The organism is Paramesorhizobium deserti (genome assembly GCF_001558695.1).
GTDB classification, from domain to species: Bacteria; Pseudomonadota; Alphaproteobacteria; order Rhizobiales; family Rhizobiaceae; genus Paramesorhizobium; species Paramesorhizobium deserti.
On sequence record NZ_LNTU01000002.1, the window covers coordinates 97,706 to 115,137 of the forward strand.

17 protein-coding genes are annotated in these 17,432 nt (G+C 61.0%); 2 read left to right on the plus strand and 15 right to left on the minus strand.

The features are described from left to right. Window position 1: 1 nt before the first annotated feature. Window positions 2-907, minus strand: coding sequence for an ABC transporter permease (locus ATN84_RS07510; RefSeq protein ID WP_068881005.1), 906 nt, complete (start codon window positions 905-907; stop codon window positions 2-4). Between the two features lie 45 nt (window positions 908-952). Beyond that, window positions 953-2,026, minus strand: coding sequence for an ABC transporter ATP-binding protein (locus ATN84_RS07515; protein WP_068881006.1), 1,074 nt, complete (start codon window positions 2,024-2,026; stop codon window positions 953-955). Between the two features lie 555 nt (window positions 2,027-2,581). Between ATN84_RS07515 and ATN84_RS07520 the strand changes: the two genes are divergently transcribed. After that, entirely contained in the window at window positions 2,582-3,592 is a 1,011-nt protein-coding gene (locus tag ATN84_RS07520; protein ID WP_068881007.1) for a GntR family transcriptional regulator, read from the plus strand. Between the two features lie 60 nt (window positions 3,593-3,652). On the opposite strand, the gene ATN84_RS07525 is transcribed toward ATN84_RS07520, so the two are convergent. From ATN84_RS07525 to ATN84_RS07545, 5 genes are read right to left on the minus strand one after another with little or no spacing between them, the layout of a single operon-like run. Continuing rightward, window positions 3,653-4,624 (minus strand): 5-oxoprolinase subunit C family protein, encoded by a 972-nt coding sequence (locus ATN84_RS07525; RefSeq protein ID WP_068881008.1) that lies wholly within the window; start codon window positions 4,622-4,624, stop codon window positions 3,653-3,655. Beyond that, complete coding sequence (locus ATN84_RS07530; protein WP_068881009.1) at window positions 4,614-5,489, minus strand: 5-oxoprolinase subunit B family protein; 876 nt, start codon at window positions 5,487-5,489, stop codon at window positions 4,614-4,616. The genes ATN84_RS07525 and ATN84_RS07530 overlap by 11 nt, the downstream gene beginning before the upstream one ends. Then, window positions 5,489-6,874, minus strand: a complete 1,386-nt coding sequence (locus tag ATN84_RS07535) for an acetyl-CoA carboxylase biotin carboxylase subunit (RefSeq protein ID WP_068881010.1) — start codon at window positions 6,872-6,874, stop codon at window positions 5,489-5,491. Before ATN84_RS07535 ends, ATN84_RS07530 begins: the two co-directional genes overlap by 1 nt. Continuing rightward, the gene (locus ATN84_RS07540) at window positions 6,871-7,113 is read right to left on the minus strand and encodes an acetyl-CoA carboxylase (protein WP_068881011.1); all 243 of its coding nucleotides are present in this window, start codon (window positions 7,111-7,113) and stop codon (window positions 6,871-6,873) included. Before ATN84_RS07540 ends, ATN84_RS07535 begins: the two co-directional genes overlap by 4 nt. A gap of 20 nt (window positions 7,114-7,133) precedes the next feature. Beyond that, window positions 7,134-7,910 (minus strand): 5-oxoprolinase subunit PxpA, encoded by a 777-nt coding sequence (locus ATN84_RS07545; RefSeq protein ID WP_068881012.1) that lies wholly within the window; start codon window positions 7,908-7,910, stop codon window positions 7,134-7,136. A gap of 254 nt (window positions 7,911-8,164) precedes the next feature. Between ATN84_RS07545 and ATN84_RS07550 the strand changes: the two genes are divergently transcribed. Then, a complete protein-coding gene (locus tag ATN84_RS07550; protein WP_068881013.1) occupies window positions 8,165-9,067 on the plus strand; it encodes a LysR family transcriptional regulator in 903 nt (300 codons plus the stop codon). Window positions 9,068-9,282: 215 nt separating this feature from the next. Here the strand turns inward: ATN84_RS07550 and ATN84_RS07555 are convergent, their stop codons facing one another. The 8 genes from ATN84_RS07555 to ATN84_RS07590 all read right to left on the minus strand — a co-directional run bounded on the left by ATN84_RS07555 (window position 9,283) and on the right by ATN84_RS07590 (window position 17,426). Next, window positions 9,283-9,465: a hypothetical protein gene (locus ATN84_RS07555; RefSeq protein ID WP_068881014.1), complete on the minus strand. Its 183-nt coding sequence runs from the start codon at window positions 9,463-9,465 to the stop codon at window positions 9,283-9,285. 159 nt (window positions 9,466-9,624) lie between these two features. Next, on the minus strand, window positions 9,625-10,005 hold the full coding sequence (locus ATN84_RS07560; protein ID WP_068881015.1) for a hypothetical protein: 381 nt from the start codon (window positions 10,003-10,005) through the stop codon (window positions 9,625-9,627). 17 nt (window positions 10,006-10,022) lie between these two features. Then, complete coding sequence (locus ATN84_RS07565) at window positions 10,023-11,315, minus strand: MFS transporter (protein WP_244491017.1); 1,293 nt, start codon at window positions 11,313-11,315, stop codon at window positions 10,023-10,025. A 337-nt stretch (window positions 11,316-11,652) separates the two neighbouring features. Beyond that, window positions 11,653-12,657: a glycoside hydrolase family 3 N-terminal domain-containing protein gene (locus ATN84_RS07570; RefSeq protein WP_068881016.1), complete on the minus strand. Its 1,005-nt coding sequence runs from the start codon at window positions 12,655-12,657 to the stop codon at window positions 11,653-11,655. A gap of 29 nt (window positions 12,658-12,686) precedes the next feature. After that, complete coding sequence (locus ATN84_RS07575) at window positions 12,687-13,466, minus strand: DeoR/GlpR family DNA-binding transcription regulator (protein ID WP_068881017.1); 780 nt, start codon at window positions 13,464-13,466, stop codon at window positions 12,687-12,689. Between the two features lie 4 nt (window positions 13,467-13,470). Continuing rightward, entirely contained in the window at window positions 13,471-14,094 is a 624-nt protein-coding gene (locus ATN84_RS07580) for an HAD family hydrolase (RefSeq protein WP_068881018.1), read from the minus strand. Between the two features lie 183 nt (window positions 14,095-14,277). Next, complete coding sequence (locus ATN84_RS07585; RefSeq protein WP_153020148.1) at window positions 14,278-15,909, minus strand: GMC family oxidoreductase; 1,632 nt, start codon at window positions 15,907-15,909, stop codon at window positions 14,278-14,280. Between the two features lie 14 nt (window positions 15,910-15,923). Further along, window positions 15,924-17,426, minus strand: coding sequence for a GMC oxidoreductase (locus ATN84_RS07590; RefSeq protein ID WP_068881019.1), 1,503 nt, complete (start codon window positions 17,424-17,426; stop codon window positions 15,924-15,926). Between the last annotated feature and the right edge of the window lie 6 nt (window positions 17,427-17,432).

Sequence of the window (17,432 nt, forward strand, 5' to 3'; positions counted from 1 at the left end):
CTCAAAGCTCCTTCTTAAGGTCGACAACGCGGAGAAGTGCGGCGACGACCGCCCCCATCAGGACGGTCAGCACGACGCCGGCGACGGCGGCAAAAGCCCATTTCAGCGAGCCCACCTGGGTGACGATGATGTTCCCGAGAAGGTTGACCTTGCGGCCGGAAAGGGCCGCGGAGGTGGCGAATTCACCGAGCACCATGACGGAGACGAAAATCGCGCCCACCACCACACCGGGCATCGAGAGCGGCAGGATGATGGTGCGGAAGATGCGCCAGAAGCTCGCGCCGAGATCCTGCGCCGCCTCGATGACCGAAGGATCAATGCGGCCAAGCATGAAGGCGATGGGTCCGACCATGAAGACGCAATAGATCTGCGTCATGCCGATGATGACGGAAAGTTCCGAAAACAGCAGCACCTCGATCGGCTGCGTGATGACGCCGATCTTCATAAGGATCATATTGATTGCCCCCTCCTTGCCGAGCATCGGCCGCCAAGCGAGCACGCGGATGAGGAAGGAGGTCCAGAACGGAATGACGCAGAGCACCAGGAGCGCTGTCGAGAGCGTCTTGTTCTTGACGAAGAGCCCGACGAAGAGCGCGGCCGGATAGCCGACAAGCAGCGTGGAAGCGAGCACGATCAGCCAGATGCGGATCGTCGTCCACAACGCGCCGAGATAAGTGTCGGACGAGAAGAAGGTGACCCAGCTCTTCAGCGTCAGCGTCGGCTCGATCTTGAAGGTGGTCTGCGTCCAGAAGGAAACGTAGACCATCATCAGGATCGGCGCCACGAGGAAGAGCAGCATCCACAAGACGCCGGGAGCGAGCAGAAGGGCCGTGCGGTCCGGCTGCCTGCGGGTGGAAGGCGCCGCCGTTTCGACGGGCGTGTCATCGCTGGTGGCGACCATCGTCATCTCTCATTCTCCGGGTGGACAGGGGCGAAACCGGCGACGGGGTTCTCAAACGAAGACAAGGGCGTCCTCCCGTTTCCAGACGAGGGCGTATCGCGCCTTCTCCTCGAAGGTCTCGGGCGCGGCATGGCTGAGATGGGTCTCCACCTCGAAAACGCGGCCGTCATCGAGCGTGAAGAAGGAATTGATCGCCGCGCCGGAATATTCGCTGGCGACGAAGCTCGCCTCGATGCGCACCTCGTCGCCAGCGGCCGACGCGTGGAGGGGGCGGATCGCGACGCGGTCGTAGCGGATGGCATAGGCCGGTTCGCCGGATTTTTGCTGTGCGCCGCCCAGGGCCAATCGACCGACCGGGCTCTCGAAGGCATCATCCGAAATCGCGCCGGAAAAGATGTTGTAGCAATTGAGAAAACGCGCGACATCGGCCGAAGCCGGACGGCCGTAGAGCGTTCCGGCATCCGCGGACTGGGCGATGCGGCCGCGATCGAGGACCAGCACGGTATCGCCCATGGCGAGCGCCTCGGTCTCCGAGCCCGTGACATGGAGGAAGGTGACGCCACAGCGCTCACGGATGGTACGAAGTTCACCACGCATGCGGGTGCGCAGATTTGCATCGAGCGCGCCAAGCGGTTCATCAAGCAGCACCATGCTCGGCTCCGTCACCAGCGTGCGGGCAAGCGCCACGCGCTGCTTCTGGCCGCCGGAAATCTGCGTGACGGCACGGCCCTCCAGGCCCGAAAGCCCGACGAGACCGATTATGTCGCGCACCTTCGCGGCGACGACCCTCGTATCCGTCACGGGATCGACGGCACGGTTTTCAAGGCCGAAGGCGATGTTCTCAGCGACGCTCAAATGCGGGAAGAGCGCGAAATTCTGAAAGACAAAGCCGATGCCGCGCTCATGGGGCGGCACGCCGTCGATGCGCTGGCCGGCAAAGAGGATTTCCCCGCCGTCCGGCTGTTCGAAGCCGGCGATGACGCGCAGGAGTGTCGTCTTACCCGATCCGCTGGGACCAAGCAGTGAGATATAGGAGTTCTCCGGCAGCGCCGCATCGACACCCGCCAGTGCCGGCACGCCGGAGAAGGCCTTGTGCACGTTCTTCAGTTGGAGGACGGACTTCACCTGTATTCCCACCAGTTCAGGCCAGGACTTGTCGCGCAAAGCTCCGCAATCCACCGGCCGCCAGAGGGCTGCCGGAGAAGGCAAAAAGCTCCCGTTCACACCTCGGTCAGAGGCGCGGCGTAGCGTCAATCCTGGGGCACTTCGTTTCGTTCCACCTGCGACGCCTCTTCCGGGCGCCTTGTTATCAAAACCATGACATGAATGGCTTTTGTATTCAATAGCCCTTTTATAAAATTTCTACTGCGCAGAGATTCTTGCCACACAGCAACAGGTTTTCCACCACGGCAGCGCGCTTTCCGCGGCCGGCATTATCATATCATTTGTTCGTTTTGCGCGCGATACGCGCAAATTTCATCGGTTTCGCTGATCAAATCAGCGGTTGCGCCAAGGTAGTAATGCGACCACCCGCGATGCATCGCACAACTTTCAATCCAGCACCTCACTCAAGTGTATTCTTCAATTTTTGTATTCAATAATCATTTATGCCATCCTTCCCTTGTCGCGGAGAATGCGTCAGAGTGCAGTCGTCCAAGATGCCGAGAGATACGAAGATCCATGAAAGACGACCAGGCGGCCACCGGCACACAGCGGCGCTACGCGATCGCCGAAGACGTGCTGCGCAGCAATATCGAAGCGGGCACGCTGCCGCCCGGCCTCGTGCTGCTGGAAGGCCCAATTGCCGACATCCTGCAGACATCGCGCGCGCCCGTGCAAAGGGCTTTGCAGGCGCTGGAGGCCGAAGGGCTCGTGCACCGCTTTTCCGGCAGGGGTTTTCTCGTCGGTCCGCCCGGAGCCGATATCGAACCCAACCGGACCGATATCAAGGCGCTCGGGCTGATCGTGCCACGCCATGCGGACGAAGCCCTGCAAAGCCGCTCTTCCTGGGAGCGCATCTACAACCAGGTCGAGGCGGATGTCGCGGGCTGCGTGGTCTTCGGGCGCTATCGGATTATCGAGATGGAGCTCGCCAACCATTTCAACGTCAGCCGCACCGTCGTGCGCGACGTGCTGACACGCCTGCGCGAACGGGGGCTGGTGCGCAAGAACCAGAGCTCGCACTGGATCGCGGGTCCCCTCACCGCACAGACGGTAAAGGACCATTTCGCGCTGCGCACGATGCTGGAGCCGCCAGCGATCCGCCTTGGCGCGCGCGCCGTCAGCCCGGCGCGGCTGGAGGCGCTCCTGAAACGTCTGCGTGCCGCCGAGGAGGCGAGCGCCACAGGCTCGCTTCGAGAAAGCGAAGCGATCCAGACCGAATTCATCGAATGCTGCGTGCTCGCCGCGCCCAACGAACGACTGAAGGATCTCGTGCGCAACAACCTCCTGCCGGTGACGGCGACCGACCGGCTGCTGCGCCGCCTCGGTCTGCCAGGTGATCCCGCAATCATCACGGAACTGCGGCTGATCGCCGAACTTCTGCTGCGCGGGGCGACAGAATCGGCGGTCTCCATGATGGAGACCCATCTGGAGGCTTCGCTGAACCGCACGATTGCGCAGATGAAGATTGTCGCGATCGTCCCCGGCCCTGGCGTCACGGCTGCCTATCTTACCCCCGTGCTCGACTGACCCGCCGCCAGACGGGCCGCCTTTTTCCAGAAGCAGAACCGTCGAGCGCATCACCGCCTCCTAGGTCAGCGCTTCGCGCAGCCGCGCAAGGCCTGCCCGGCGTTCCTCGCGCGCCGCCAGTGCCGCTTCCATCGTCACCTTGACGAAGCGCGTGGGTGTGTGCGGCTGCAACTGGCCGATCAGGTCCATGTCCGCGGAGATGACCGTTCCGACCATGAAGTAGCCGCCACCGGAGACGGCATCGCGGTGCAGGATGATCGGCTCAGTGCCGCCAGGCACTTGGATGGAGCCATAGGGATAGCAGCTGTCGACGATGTTCGAGGGATCGGAACCAGCTCCGAAGGGCTGCTCACGATCAACGAAGTCGAGCGTGCGCCCGCCCTTGAAGCGATAACCCATGCGATCGGCCTCGTTCGCCACCTTCCATTCGTCGGCAAAGAAGTTTTCCTGCGATTCCTCCGTCACCCGATGCCAGTAGAGGCCCGGCAGCACGCGCAGTTCAGCCGGCATGTCCGGCTTGCGGCGCAGGTCCTCGTCAACGGTCTTGCCCTCGCTGGCAAGGCTGCCCTTGCCGACCGGCAACACGTCACCCGCGGCAAGCGGCCGGCCCTTGTAACCGCCGAGCGCGCCGATCGGATAGGTCGAGCGACTGCCAAGCGCCTCCGGGACGTCGATGCCGCCGGAAACGGCGATGCAGATACGCGCGCCGGATTTCAGAAAATCAAAGGTCAGTGTCTGGCCGGATTTTACCTTGAAGGCCGTCCAGCCTGGCTGGGGAACGCCATCCACCTTGGCTGGCATGTCCGCGCCGGTGACGGCGACCAGCGCGTCCTCGGTGAATTCCAGCTTCGGGCCGATAAAGACGGCCTCGAGGCCAGCGGCCCCCTCATCATTGCCGACGAGCAGGTTCGCCGCCCGCATGGCGAAACGATCCATCGCGCCGCCGACGGGGATGCCGAGATGGAAATAACCGGGACGGCCGAGATCCTGGACAGTGGTCGCAAGACCGTGGTGGAGAACCTTAATGGCCATGAAGCATGCCCTCCAGCCTGGCGTTGGTGCCATCCATATCCTTCTGGAATTCCCCGAGGTCGAAATTCACCTCACGGATCGGCGGCGCGAAACGGCCCTTTTCGACATCCTCCACCGCCTGGTCATAGGCGTCGCGATCAATCGGCTTGAACTTCACGATGTCCCCGGGGCGAAAGAAGACCATGAAATCACGCAAATAGCTGGTCGTCTGCGTCGGATCGAAGATCGGCATGGGCGTGATGCCGAACATCTGGTAGCCGCCCGCGCCCCGCACCGAATAGATGCAGCCGAAGCAACCGCCATGGCCGACAGTCAGTTTCGGCGTGTCCGTGCGCGGCCGCAGATATTTCGGCACCTGGATCTGCCGCTTTCGCTCCACCATCTGGTACATGAAGGGAAGGCCCGCGACGAAGCCGACCATCGAGACGAACCAGGGCGAGCCGGAATGCGCGCCGACGAAATCCTCGACCGAACCGTAATCGTTGATGCGAGCGGCATAGTCGAGATCGGTGCCGGCGGGGTCCTGGTGGCGCTCGCGAAAGCGCATCAGCGTCTCGTGAGTCCAGGGATCGTTATAGAACACCGGGATTTCGACGATGCGGGTCTTCAGGATGGGTTCCGCCCTGGCGGCCGCCCCCTCGATCGCCTTCACCTCCTTCAGGATGTCATCGGGATGGATGATATCGGGGTTGAACTTGATCTGGAACGAAGCATTGGCCGGACAGATCTCGGTGACACCCTTGATACCGCTTTCCCGGACGCCCTTCGCCATGGAAAGGCTGGTGAAGAAGGCTTCGAGCGACATTTCCTCGTTGCATTCGACGAAGAGGTGCTCATCGCCTCCGAATGTGTATCTGATCGTCATCAGGCAACCTCCGCGGTCGCGCCGGTCTTCGCGGCGAATTCGGTTTCAAGCCATTGTTCGAGGAAGCGGGTGTCGAAGGCGCCACGCGCAACGCTCGCATCCGCGGCAAGCGCCAGATGCAGCGGAATGGTGGTCGGGATGCCCTCGATCACCAGGCCCTCCAGCGCCCCGCGCAGGCGCTCGAGACAGGCCTCGCGTGTCTCGGCCCAGACGATGAGCTTTCCGATGAGCGAATCGTAGAAGGGCGGGATGGTGTAACCCTCGTAGAGCATCGTATCGAACCGGATGCCCTCGCCTTGCGGCACAGAGAGTTTCGATATGGTGCCCGGTGCGGGCATGAACCCTCTTGCGGGATCCTCCGCATTGATACGGCATTCGATGGCATGGCCCTCGGCCGCGACATCCGCCTGCCGGATCGACAGCGGCGCGCCGCCGGCGATCCGGATCATCTCCTCGACGAGGTCGATGCCCGTGATCATTTCCGTCACCGGGTGCTCGACCTGGATGCGGGTGTTCACCTCGATGAAGTAGAATTCGCCCGTCGCTTCGTCATAGAGATATTCGACCGTCCCGGCACCGCGATAGCCGACCTCGCGGACAAGCGCGACGGCGCTCGCGCAAAGCCGGGTACGCACATCGGCCGGCAGCAGAAATGACGGTGCTTCTTCCCATACTTTCTGGCGGCGGCGCTGCAGCGAGCATTCCCGCTCGAAGCAATGGACGAAGTTCTGCCCGTCGCCGAGGATCTGCACCTCGACATGGCGTGCCTTGGTGATGACCTTCTCCAGATAGAGGCCGCCATCGCCGAAGGCGGCGAGCGCCTCGGCGGAGGCCTGCGGAAGGTGACGTTCCAGGTCGGCAAGGTCGGCGGCGATGCGGATGCCACGACCGCCGCCGCCCGCCGATGCCTTGATCATGATCGGAAAGCCGGTCTTAGCCGCTACGGCTCGGGCTTCCTCGATCGTCGCAAGACGTCCCGCGCTGCCCGGAACGGTCGGCACGCCGGCTTTCGCCGCCACCGCGCGGGCGGCGACCTTGTCGCCGAGCAGGCGGATCGCATCGCCCTTCGGGCCGATGAAGATCATACCGGCCGCCTCGACGGCATCGGCGAAATCGGCATTCTCCGACAGGAAGCCGTAGCCGGGGTGCACCGCATCCACACCGGCCGCCTTGGCGGCATTCACCACGGCCTCGATGTTGAGGTAAGATTTTTTCGGGGCCGGCGAACCGATGTCGACAGCCGCATCCGCGAGCTTGACGGCCAGCATGTCGGCATCCGCCGCGCTGTGGACCTGGACGGTGCGAATGCCGAGGACCTTCGCTGCCTTGATGATGCGCACCGCGATTTCGCCGCGGTTGGCAACGAGGAGCGAGCGGATGGTCATGCCTCCACCTCGGCGATGACCTGACCTGCCATGATGGGCTCCTCGTTCTCGACGAGGAAGGTGATGTTCCTGCCCTCGACGCCGGCCGGCACTTCCTGGAAGGTCTTCATCACCTCGATGAGCCCGATCGCATCGCCGCTCGCCACGCTGTCACCCTCCGCCTTGAAAGGCGGAGCGTCCGGGGCGGATGACCGGTAGAAGGTACCCGGCAGGGGCGATCTGATTTCGATCTTGCTCATCACTCTCTCCACTTGAAATGTCAGCGCCCGGTCATGTCCGAGACCGGTGCAATTCGAATACCCGCATTCAACAGCGCCTCGCGCATCTGGCGCACGATGCCGAAGGCGCCGAGCGTGTCGGAATGGAAGCAGATGGATTCGAAATCGATGGCGATGTCGTTGCCCGTCACGGTCTGGACCCTGCCTTCCTTGCAGGCGCGCAGGACCTTGCGGGCGATGGCCGCCGGATCGGGCCGGCCGGCGTCGCGGGTAAAGACGATGGAGCCAGTGTCGTCGTAGTCGCGATCGGCGTAGAATTCGCGCACCACGGGCTGGCCGGCCTCCATTGCCGCGCGCCAGGTCGCCGAGCCGCCCATGCAGAAGATATAGGCATTCGGCTCGACCGTTCGCATGTAGCCCACGAAGATCCGCGACAGTTCGGGACTGGCCGCCATTTCCATGTAGAGCGCGCCGTGCGGCTTGACGTGCTGGAGCCGCGCGCCGTGGCGGTGGGCGAATTCCCTGATGGCGCCGACCTGGTAGATGATGTCGTTGACGAGTTCCTTCGCCGTACCGGCGATCTTGCGGCGACCGAAGCCCTGCAGGTCATTGTAACCGGGGTGGGCACCGATACCGACGCCGTGTTCGGCGGCAAGCCGCACCGTCTCGTCCATCAGGTTCGGATCGCCGGCATGGAAACCGGCGGCGATGTTGGCGGAGCTGATCAGCGGCATGAGGGAGGCGTCGTCCGTGTCGCCGACACGCCAGCGGCCAAAGGCCTCGCCCATGTCGCAGTTGATGTCGACTTCCTCGCGCACCGTCTGTTCCTCGCATGCTTTTCTGGACGGAGGAACGCTAAGCCCTTTACAGCTTTTTGAAAAATTTTATTTTCACATGGATAAATTCTAAAAATCAGAACGGAGAGCCTATTTTTGTTGCAACGCAAAATCGAGGCGAAACAATGAGATGGGGGCGAGTTGCCCCTAAAGGTGCGATTTTATGCTTATATCGCCACCAGCGGTTCTGATTTTTCGATAGCATTTCGTGGCAAATCAGAAGGACTTCGACAGCTTTGACGCTCAGCCTCCGCCAGATCCGCTACTTTGTCGCGACCGCCGAACTCGGCCAGATCTCGCAGGCCGCGATCGACCTTTCCATTTCCCAATCCGCCATCACGACGGCGATCAAGGAGCTGGAGCGCACGGTCGGCGTCAGCCTGTTCCTGCGAACGCCGCACGGCATGGACCTGACGCCCGCTGGACGACAGTTCCTCTCCCATGCCTACGAGATCCTGAAGAAGGTCGATGAGGCCACGCATCTCAACGTGATCGGCAGCGAAATAGAGGGCATGCTGACGGTGGCTGCGACCTATACGGTTATCGGCTACTTCCTGCCGCTGCATATCGAACGGCTGCGCCGGCTGTTTCCAAAGCTCGAGATCCAGCTGTTCGAACTCAACCGCGAATCCATCGAGGAAGGGCTCTTGAGCAACCGCTACGACATATCGGTACTGCTCACCTCCAACATCCTCAACCCGGCGCTGGTGACCGAGAAGGTTCTAAGCTCGACACGCCGCCTCTGGCTGCCGGCGCAGCACCCGCTCCTGCAGGCCGAGACGGTAGGCCTGAAGGAGATCGCCGAAGAGCCCTACATCATGCTGACGGTCGACGAGGCCGCCCACTCCGCCCTCAAATACTGGAGCGCTACACCCTACCAGCCACGTGTCATCCTGCGTACCTCCTCCGTCGAAGCGGTGCGCTCGCTGGTCGCCAACGGCCAGGGCGTCGCCATCCTCTCCGACATGGTGCACCGGCCCTGGTCACTCGAGGGCCGGCGGATCGAGACGGTCAATATTGGCGATCCGGTGCCCGCCATGGACGTGGGTCTCGCCTGGCGGAGGAACATGGAGCTGACGCCTCCCATGCTCGCCTTCCGCTCCTATTTCCAACAGGCTTTCCACCTGCCGGAACGCTGATCGGCCAGCCGCGAGGAACCACGAGCACCGTGCCTGCATCGCCACTGGTTTGAAACCATTGAACTCAGTAGGAAGAAGCTGAAGGATCTTCTCATGAGGTAGGTCCGACATATCCCAAGTGACGTCAAGCTGCTTTCGAACCATCGCCAATCGACGTGGTACGCCAGGGCCATCCTACCCTTCGAAACAAGATAGGGGCTGAGACACACGAGGCGCTAGAAGCGGCCGAGCATCCGATTATTGCGATCCGGCTGCTCGAACTGCGCAACGGTCTCGGCCCGGAACCCACTTTCGACACGGCCCATCTTCAGGCGCTTCATAAGCACCTGTTTCAGGGCGTGTTCGAATGGGCGGGCGAGCGGTGCCCCGAGCCCCTCGAAAAGACAAATACGCGCCAAGATGATCCCTCTTCTGCTTATCTGAGCGAAGGCGCGCTGCCTCACACGGCCGTATGTCCCGGTTTCTGAAGGCGTTCATGCTCTTCGATGAGATACCTGAACCGCGCGGTTCATGGTATCCGCCAGTCTGTTGTGAGTGGGCCGAATTGACTTGCCATTTCACCGCTTTTGCTCGACGGGAACAGTAAGGCTTCGAATACCGCTGCTGCGTGCTATTGAATAGACTTGGTTGATCGAACTCAGACGCCGTGCCAGAGGGTTGGTCGGCGTCGTGACCCGAAGCAGCGTACCATCTCGCTCCTCAAGCAGTAGAAGCCAGACGGGGTTAGCAAACTTCGAGGATTGATCAAGCACAAACAGCGGTCTGCCGCCCTTTGCAATCCTCCTGCGGTATTGCACCATGTTGCAAGCCGGCAGGCTCTCCAGCCAGCTTCTGTCCATCCGCTCGCGGACGGCTTTCTGTTCCCGGTCCCACTCCTGTCGGTCAAAGGCATTGCCGGTCGAAAAAATCGTCAGTCGTCCGGAGGATGCCGCATCCATATCCGTCCTCCTCTTCTTTAGGTGAAGCTTTCAGCAAGGGGATGGGCGCGCTTATAGCGCTCCAGCCGACCCTTGAGATACGCGGCCAAGGCCAAGATCAGCGCGAATGCGAGCGTTATCAGCGCAATACTCACCATCAAACTCCAAGCCTGTGCCACAAATCCGAGTATGGCAGGTCCGAGCAGCAAGCCGCTGTATCCCATCGTGGTTACCGTCGCCATGGCCTTGCCGGCTGCCTGCGCCCCAATCTTTCCGGCGGCAGCAAACACGGTCGGCACCATGTTCGCCACCCCTGCGCCGCAAACTGCAAGGGCGCCAAAAGCCATGAGCATACTGTCAACCGTCAGCATCACGACAAGCGAGATCGCGCAGATAGCGCCGCCGAATTGCAGGAGCCGGACATGGCCAAACAGTTTCGTGGCGTAATCTCCAGCCAATCGTCCCGCAGCCATCATCGAGGCGAAGATGGCAAAAGCATAGGCACCATTACTTTCCGTAGTGCCGAGGACATCGACCATGTAGATAGCCGTCCAGTCCATCAGGCCACCTTCCGCCAAAAAGGCGAGGAAGCCGATCACGCCGAACATAGCGATCAGTAATCTCTGTGACGCGGTAAATGGGGTACTTGCTTGCGCTTTAGCAGACGCGTCCTTGTGAGGCGGCAACTTGCGAGGCCTATGCGAGACGAAAAGCGTCGATAGAGCCATCAGCAAGACAACGCCGCCGCCGCCCATCAGGCATTCATGAAGCCCGCGCCCCCACGCGATCAGCTTTCCCACAGCGAATGCCCCAAAAAGGTTTCCGATGCTAAACAGCGCATGAAAAGAGGCCATCAGATGCCGGCCGGTTTCCCGTTCGATTTCTGATGCCTCCGTATTCATGGAGACATCGAGTGCACCGAATCCCGCACCCGCAATAAAGACAATGCCGGCAAGCACAAACTGATTTTCAATGTTCGGGATGAACGAGACGGCCACACCGAATGTCACGCTGCCGCAAACGCTAATTAAAGAGACCTTCCGAAGGCGGTCCAGATAGCGTCCGACATTCACCATAACGACGATCGCACCGAGTGCGAAACACAGAAGCACCAGGCCAAGTTGCCCCTTGTCCAGTTTCGCCTGCGCGGTAAGCAGGGGCAGGCTCGACGCCCATGCGCCGATCCCAACGCCTGCCGCCACGAAGAACAGGCTGCAGCTCAAGCGTTTTACACTACGCGCGCCTTTGTCATTGCGCATTGCCGACATGGTTAATAGATCCTTAAAGATGGTGCAGCGCGATGCCGATGCCAGGCCAGGTCGTTCATTCATCAGTAGTGCCAATCTTCCGCCAAACAATCTCGCACTCATCAACAAGCCGACGCAACCTGACGCACTCCACGGCAAGGGCAAAAACAATCAGCTAAATGCCAAACTCCCGAGGACCCGGATCCCCTGCGACCTCGATCACAAGCCAACGCTGGGCAGTAGATCAGACGACGCTATCGTCGAGGCTCTGCCGCCCGGGGGTCGATCTGTTGCTGATATCCGGCCGCGATCCAGCGTCTTGGCCGGATCCGCGATAGACCGTGCGTCACATCGGAAGTGTTCTTGAAGATAAAATCCCGCTGCCTGCGACAGGCTTGTTCAACGCTCTTGATCCAATTCGTCAGTGGCGGGCGGTGTTTCGGCGTACGCGATCAGCGGCTTCCGCAAGCCGCTCCGCGGAGATGCGCCCGATCCGGGCAGCCGCCGCGATGCCGTCGCACAGCGTGCCGAGATGCGATCCGCCACCGACGAGCAGCAGATCCGCGCCCGCATTGATCGACGCAATGGCCGTCTCGAGCAGCGTCCTGCCGCGTAAGGTGGCTGGCGCATCGAGGTCATCGCTGACGATCAAGCCCTTAAAGCCGAATTCCTCCCGCAGCAGGCCGATGACCGCCGCTGATGTGCTTGCCGCATCCTGCGCGTCGAAGGCGATTACGGGCGCTGGCCCGGTCATGACGGCCTTTGTGCCCGCCGCTATTGCAGCCCGGAAGGGCAGTGAGTTCTGCAAGATATGCTCGCGTGCGCTTTTCAGCGAGATATCGACCAGCGCCGGGTCACCGGCAAGATCATTGAAACCTGGGAAATGCTTTGTAACCGCTGTGATGCCGGCGCTTTGGACGCCGGTGACAAATGCGGCCGCCAGCCGAGCAACGCTTTGCGGATCACTACCCATCGTGCGTCCCCTCAACCAGGGATTTTGCCCGTCGACCACATCGGCGATTGGGGCGAGAAACATCGTTACGGAAAGGTCGCGGGCAGCCGCAGCATTTAATCTGCACCGTTCGATCAGTGCTTCGTCGGTAAGCCCCGCAGCCTCGGCAAGCGATGGAAGCGGAGGGGCGATCCCCTCCAGACGCTGGATGCCGCCAAGTTCCTGGTCGACCGCGACGATGAGCTGCGGGCACACCGACCTCAATCTATCGATACTGGCGCGAAAAAGCTCAGGTGTCTCGACGGCAAGCCGTTCCGCAGACATGGCGCGGGCCACATATTCTGCGCGCGTCTCGCCGATCAGGAGGGAACAGCCGCCTTTTTCCAGAAAAGGGATCATTACCTCGGCGACGTCGAGCGTATCGAACGCAGGCAGAATGACTGCCCTGGCGTCCTGTTCCAAAGAGAACGTCATGTCTTTCTCCATATGGCAAGGAGCGTGTGTCAGACAGCTTCGACGTTGACGCCGAGTTCGCGGATACGCTCCAAGATGGTATTGTCCGGGCTGTTGGTGAAAAGGGTGGATACGGCCGTAACGGGCGCCACTTCGTAAGTGGCGACTTGGCCGATTTTCTCCGCATCAGCCAGAAGCAGCGTCTTGTTCGACGCTTTGATCATAGCTCCCTTCACATAGGCGTCCTCGAAATCCTCGGCTCGAAGTGTGAGGCCGTCGTCCACGCCACAGGTTCCGAGGATGCAGCAGTCGGCTCTCAATGAACGGATTGCCTCGACTGCACTGCCTCCGGTGACGCTACGCGTAAACCTGCCCAACCGTCCGCCGAGCATGATCACCTCGGCACGCGGATGGTCGAGTGCGGCTGCCGCGACATCGACAGCGGTTGTGATGATCCGCACGGAGAGCGAAGGAGAGAGATTGCGTACGAAATGGACAACCGTTGTGCTGGTATCGACTAGAAGTGTAGCGCCATCCGGTATGATTGCGGCCGCTGCCCGGCCGATTGCCTCCTTCTCCCTTGTGGCCAAGGTTTCGCGACGGTGAAAATCGAAAGCGGGCTTCACCAAGCGCGATGCGCCGCCGTGAAAGCGCTGTACGAGCCCCGCATCGGAAAGATCGCGGAGATCGCGCCGGATTGAATCTTCCGAAACGCCGAATTCCTGCGCGAGGGCGGTGGCAAGTACGCGGCCCGCCGCGTTTATCTTCTCCAGGATAATGGCCTGCCGCTCTTCCGGCGAAAGATGGGTGAGTTCGTGCTGTTCTACCATGTCACTATACCTCGACCCGGCATGAAAGAAGGCCGAGAAGGCCGAGCCGCTCCTCAAGCGCTGCCGCGGATTGGAAATGCTCCGTGTGAAAGCCCAATGCGGCAGCTGCTGCGATATTGGTGGCGTTGTCATCGATGAAGATACACTCTTCGACGCCCACCCCTGCCCGTTCAAGGAAGAGTTCGAAAATCGCGGCATCAGGCTTCAAAAGCTTTTCCCGTCCTGAGACGACGAGAACCTCGAAAGAATCAAGGAAGGGAAAGATGGCCCGCGCCCGCGGAAAAGTCTCCGCGGACCAATTGGAAATCGCGTGTACGGGAACACCTGCTGTCTTCAGACGTTCAAGAATGCCCGACGTTCCCGGCACCTCCCCACCAAGCATCTCATGCCAGCGCGACCAGTAGGCTTCGATGAGATCGGCCCGATCCGGATGGTCTTTGGCGAGATTGGCAATGCCTTCCTCAAACGGTACGCCTGCATCAAATTGCTCGTTCCATGTCGAGTTGCAGACTTCGTTCAGGAAGGCCGCGACGCTTGCCTCATCCGGCAGCAGCTTTCGGTAGAGATAAGCGGGGTTCCAATCGATCAGAACACCTCCGATATCGAAAACGACGACGCGCGGCTCCATGTTTGTCTCCATTTCAAGTTATGCGTTATTATGCATGAACATGTATCTTCGTGCAACATGTTGCCGCATGAAAACGCAAACCTGAGTGGCCGTCCCTCGCCGACCGGCTGAGCACCAGCAGCACTCAGGCCCCTGTGTAAAAGCTCTAGGTTATCCAGCTGGTTCGGTTCGCTCGGCTCTTGGTCAAGTGCTCAAGAACGAGGCGGCACGCTCGCCAATCATGATACAAACGGCATTCGGATTGCCGGAAATAAGGGTTGGCATCACTGAGGCATCGGCAATGCGCAATCCCTCAACGCCGTATACGCGAAGCTGCGGATCGACCACCGACATGCCGTCACGGCCCATTCGGCATGTGCCGGATGGATGGAGTGCAGCGTGAGCGTTCTTGCCGCAAAAAGCTTTGATTTCATCGCGCGTGCGCAGGGCGGCCCCCGGCGTGTGTCGTGTCGCGACATATTTGTCGATGGCAGGCTGCGCCATGATGTCAAGTGCGATCATCGTGCCGTCGGTGATCGCCTCCAGATCGTAAGGGTCCGAAAAGTAGCGTGGCTCGACGCGCGGATTGACCAAGGGGTCGGCGCTCACGAGCGTTATCTCACCTCTGGAGCGCGGTCTGATCTGGCCAAGATTGACAGTACAACCGTTTCCGCCCGGCACCGCGTCCACGCCCTCTTCGATTCCGGCCCCGACGACCATGAAATACTGGATGTCGGGACTGGTCTCGGAGCGATCACCCCACCAGAAGGCACCGCCTTCAATAAGGTTCGAGGACGCAGGCCCGTTGCGGAAAAGCAGATAGTTCAAGCCCGCCGCCGCTTTCCACCGCAACTTCTTGTACTTGTCGTAGCTGTGCGGTCCATTGAGCTGGTAGACCAGCGAGATCTCGATATGGTCCTGGAGGTTTTGCCCGACACCCGGCAGATCCGCCTGAACCGCTATTTCCTGGCGTGCTATCTGGTCCGCCGGTCCGACGCCCGACAGCATGAGCAGCTTGGGCGTGGCGATCGCGCCCGCCGAGAGAACCACTTCCCTTTGTGCCCTGTAGACCGTCTTGCGCCTGCCCTCTACGCATTCCACGCCAACGGCTCGCCCCTTCTCGATCAGCACACGCATCACTGTGGCCCCGGTTTTAATGCGCAGATTGCGCCGGCCACGTGCCGGGTTCAGATAAGCCACGGACGCCGAGCTGCGGCGCCCATTCCGGGCCGTGATCTGATACAAGCCGCACCCCTGCGGGTCGCCCGAATTGAAGTCCGGATTATAAGGAAGTCCCGCCTGCTGGCAGGCTCGCAGCCAAGCGCGCGTGAGCGGATGGATATAGTCTATATCGGAAACCCCAAGCGGTCCGCCGACCCCGTGCACGTCGTTGCAGAAGCGGTTGTTGTCTTCTGCCCGCTTGAAGAATGGCAGGACGTCGGCATAGCCCCAGCCGTCCGCGCCCATGCTTACCCATTGCTCGTAGTCGGACGGTACGCCGCGAATATAGATCATCGCATTGACGGAGCTGCCGCCGCCCAGGACCCGCGCCTGCACCATCGTCGGCGTTTCGGTGCGCTCCCGCTCGGTGGAAGGCTCCCATTCAAGCCGCTTCAACAGATTGCCTTGTGCGGTTTTGTAGTATGCGCCGGGTATATGGATATAGGGGTTCAGGTCACGTGGTCCCTCTTCAAGAAGGAGGACATTGACGTCCGGATTCTCCGAAAGCCGCGAGGCGACCACACAACCCGTCGAGCCGCCGCCGACGACGATGTAGTCAAACGTGTTCAGCTCCTGAGCGTGGAACGGACGAATGCCAAACCTGGCCGATCCCATTTTCCAGAATGCCATCAGTTGCCTCCTGCAATGGACTTGCCGGCCCTGATCGCAAGGGCCGCAACTGTAAGCGCCGGATTGACGGCAGCAGAGGTCGGCAGAATGGATGCGTCGGCAATATAAAGGTTATCGACATCATGGCTGCGGCAATCGAGATTGACCACCGAGTTGCGGGGATCGGTACCCATGCGGGCCGTCCCGCATTGATGGGATGTGGTCTTGCGGCCAAACGTATGCGTCAAGACGATCGGGAAGCCGGCCTTGCGCATCACCGCCCGTGTCTTCGCAATCAGCGCTTCGTGCGCGCGCATGTTGCTTCGGACCCAGTGCATGACGATGCGGCCGTCCCGGACCATCACCCGGCTTTCGGGATTCGGCAGGTCTTCGCTCGTAAGGAACCAGCCATAAGCATGTAGGGCTATGAGCCGCGTCAGCCAAGCCGGCGCTGCAACGGGGAAATTGGCCTTCAGGATGTTTCCGGTGATATGGCCCAGAAGCTGCACATTGCCGAGCGGAAAACCATATTCGTTGTCGTCGTTGTAGAAGTCATTGAAAGCGATGGTCTTCTGATAGACGCAGGTGTTGCGGACGAACGGATCTATGGTCAGCATCGCCGTCGTGTTGTGGTTCATGAAGTTGCGGCCCAGTTGGTCAGAACCGTTGCCAAGGCCCGCGGGGTGCGCCCTGTTTGCCGATCGCAGAAGCAGCGCCGCGGTCTGGACGGCACCCGCCGCGACCACGAACCTGTCAGCCGAGATCCTGTGCTCCGCTCCGTCCTTTTCGTAGACGGCGGCAATGATGCGGCATCCGCTGTCATCGGTTTCCAGGCGGGCCACATTCGCACCGGTCACCACGCTGACATTCGGATGGGTAAGCGCGCTTGCCAGCGGACCGACCTCAGCATCGATCTTGCCCAGCCCCGTGTTGGGGAAGGCGTCCCAGCCCGTCTTGGCCCGTTTCAGCCAGGCGTCGATATCGATCGACAGCGGCAGCGATGCTGGATGGACACCGGCCTTTTCCAGCCGGCGACGGACGACGGCAACCGAGGGCTCGTCGGGAACCGGCGGATATTCGTAGGGTTTTTCGTGCGGCGGCTCCGTAGGGTCGCCTGTTACAGAACCCCGCACCCGGAATATCTGCTCGGCCGCATCATACCAAGGCGACACATCCTCATAGGACAGTGGCCAGCCAGGAGACACGCCGTCCATGTGGCGGCGCGGCGTAAAATCCTCGCGGCGGTAGCGATACATGACCGCGCCGAAGAATTTCGAGTTGCCGCCAACGTAGTAGTAATTGCCAGGTAGGAAACTTTCACCATCCGTGCCCAGCCATTCCTCGGACGAGCGGTAAAAACCCTTCTGGAAGATCGCAACGTCATCACGTGCTTCGGGGCTGTCCTGAAGATGCCTCCCCCGCTCGAGAATGACGATCCTGAGGCCCGAAGGCGCAAGGCTATACGCCAGGGAGGCTCCGCCCACGCCCGAACCGATGATGACAATGTCTGCCGTCTGGATCATGGAGAG

Bases quoted from the DNA above. Each gene is read 5' to 3' on its own strand.
- ATN84_RS07565 (WP_244491017.1), bottom strand. From the start codon at position 11,315: ATGAATGAACGACCTGGCCTGGCATCGGCATCGCGCTGCACCATCTTT.
- ATN84_RS07585 (WP_153020148.1), bottom strand. From the start codon at position 15,909: ATGGGATCGGCCAGGTTTGGCATTCGTCCGTTCCACGCTCAGGAGCTG.
- ATN84_RS07575 (WP_068881017.1), bottom strand. From the start codon at position 13,466: ATGGTAGAACAGCACGAACTCACCCATCTTTCGCCGGAAGAGCGGCAG.
- ATN84_RS07525 (WP_068881008.1), bottom strand. From the start codon at position 4,624: ATGGCCATTAAGGTTCTCCACCACGGTCTTGCGACCACTGTCCAGGAT.
- ATN84_RS07560 (WP_068881015.1), bottom strand. From the start codon at position 10,005: ATGGATGCGGCATCCTCCGGACGACTGACGATTTTTTCGACCGGCAAT.
- ATN84_RS07535 (WP_068881010.1), bottom strand. From the start codon at position 6,874: ATGACCATCCGCTCGCTCCTCGTTGCCAACCGCGGCGAAATCGCGGTG.
- ATN84_RS07510 (WP_068881005.1), bottom strand. From the start codon at position 907: ATGACGATGGTCGCCACCAGCGATGACACGCCCGTCGAAACGGCGGCG.
- ATN84_RS07580 (WP_068881018.1), bottom strand. From the start codon at position 14,094: ATGGAGCCGCGCGTCGTCGTTTTCGATATCGGAGGTGTTCTGATCGAT.
- ATN84_RS07590 (WP_068881019.1), bottom strand. From the start codon at position 17,426: ATGATCCAGACGGCAGACATTGTCATCATCGGTTCGGGCGTGGGCGGA.
- ATN84_RS07520 (WP_068881007.1), top strand. From the start codon at position 2,582: ATGAAAGACGACCAGGCGGCCACCGGCACACAGCGGCGCTACGCGATC.
- ATN84_RS07540 (WP_068881011.1), bottom strand. From the start codon at position 7,113: ATGAGCAAGATCGAAATCAGATCGCCCCTGCCGGGTACCTTCTACCGG.
- ATN84_RS07530 (WP_068881009.1), bottom strand. From the start codon at position 5,489: ATGACGATCAGATACACATTCGGAGGCGATGAGCACCTCTTCGTCGAA.
- ATN84_RS07570 (WP_068881016.1), bottom strand. From the start codon at position 12,657: ATGACGTTCTCTTTGGAACAGGACGCCAGGGCAGTCATTCTGCCTGCG.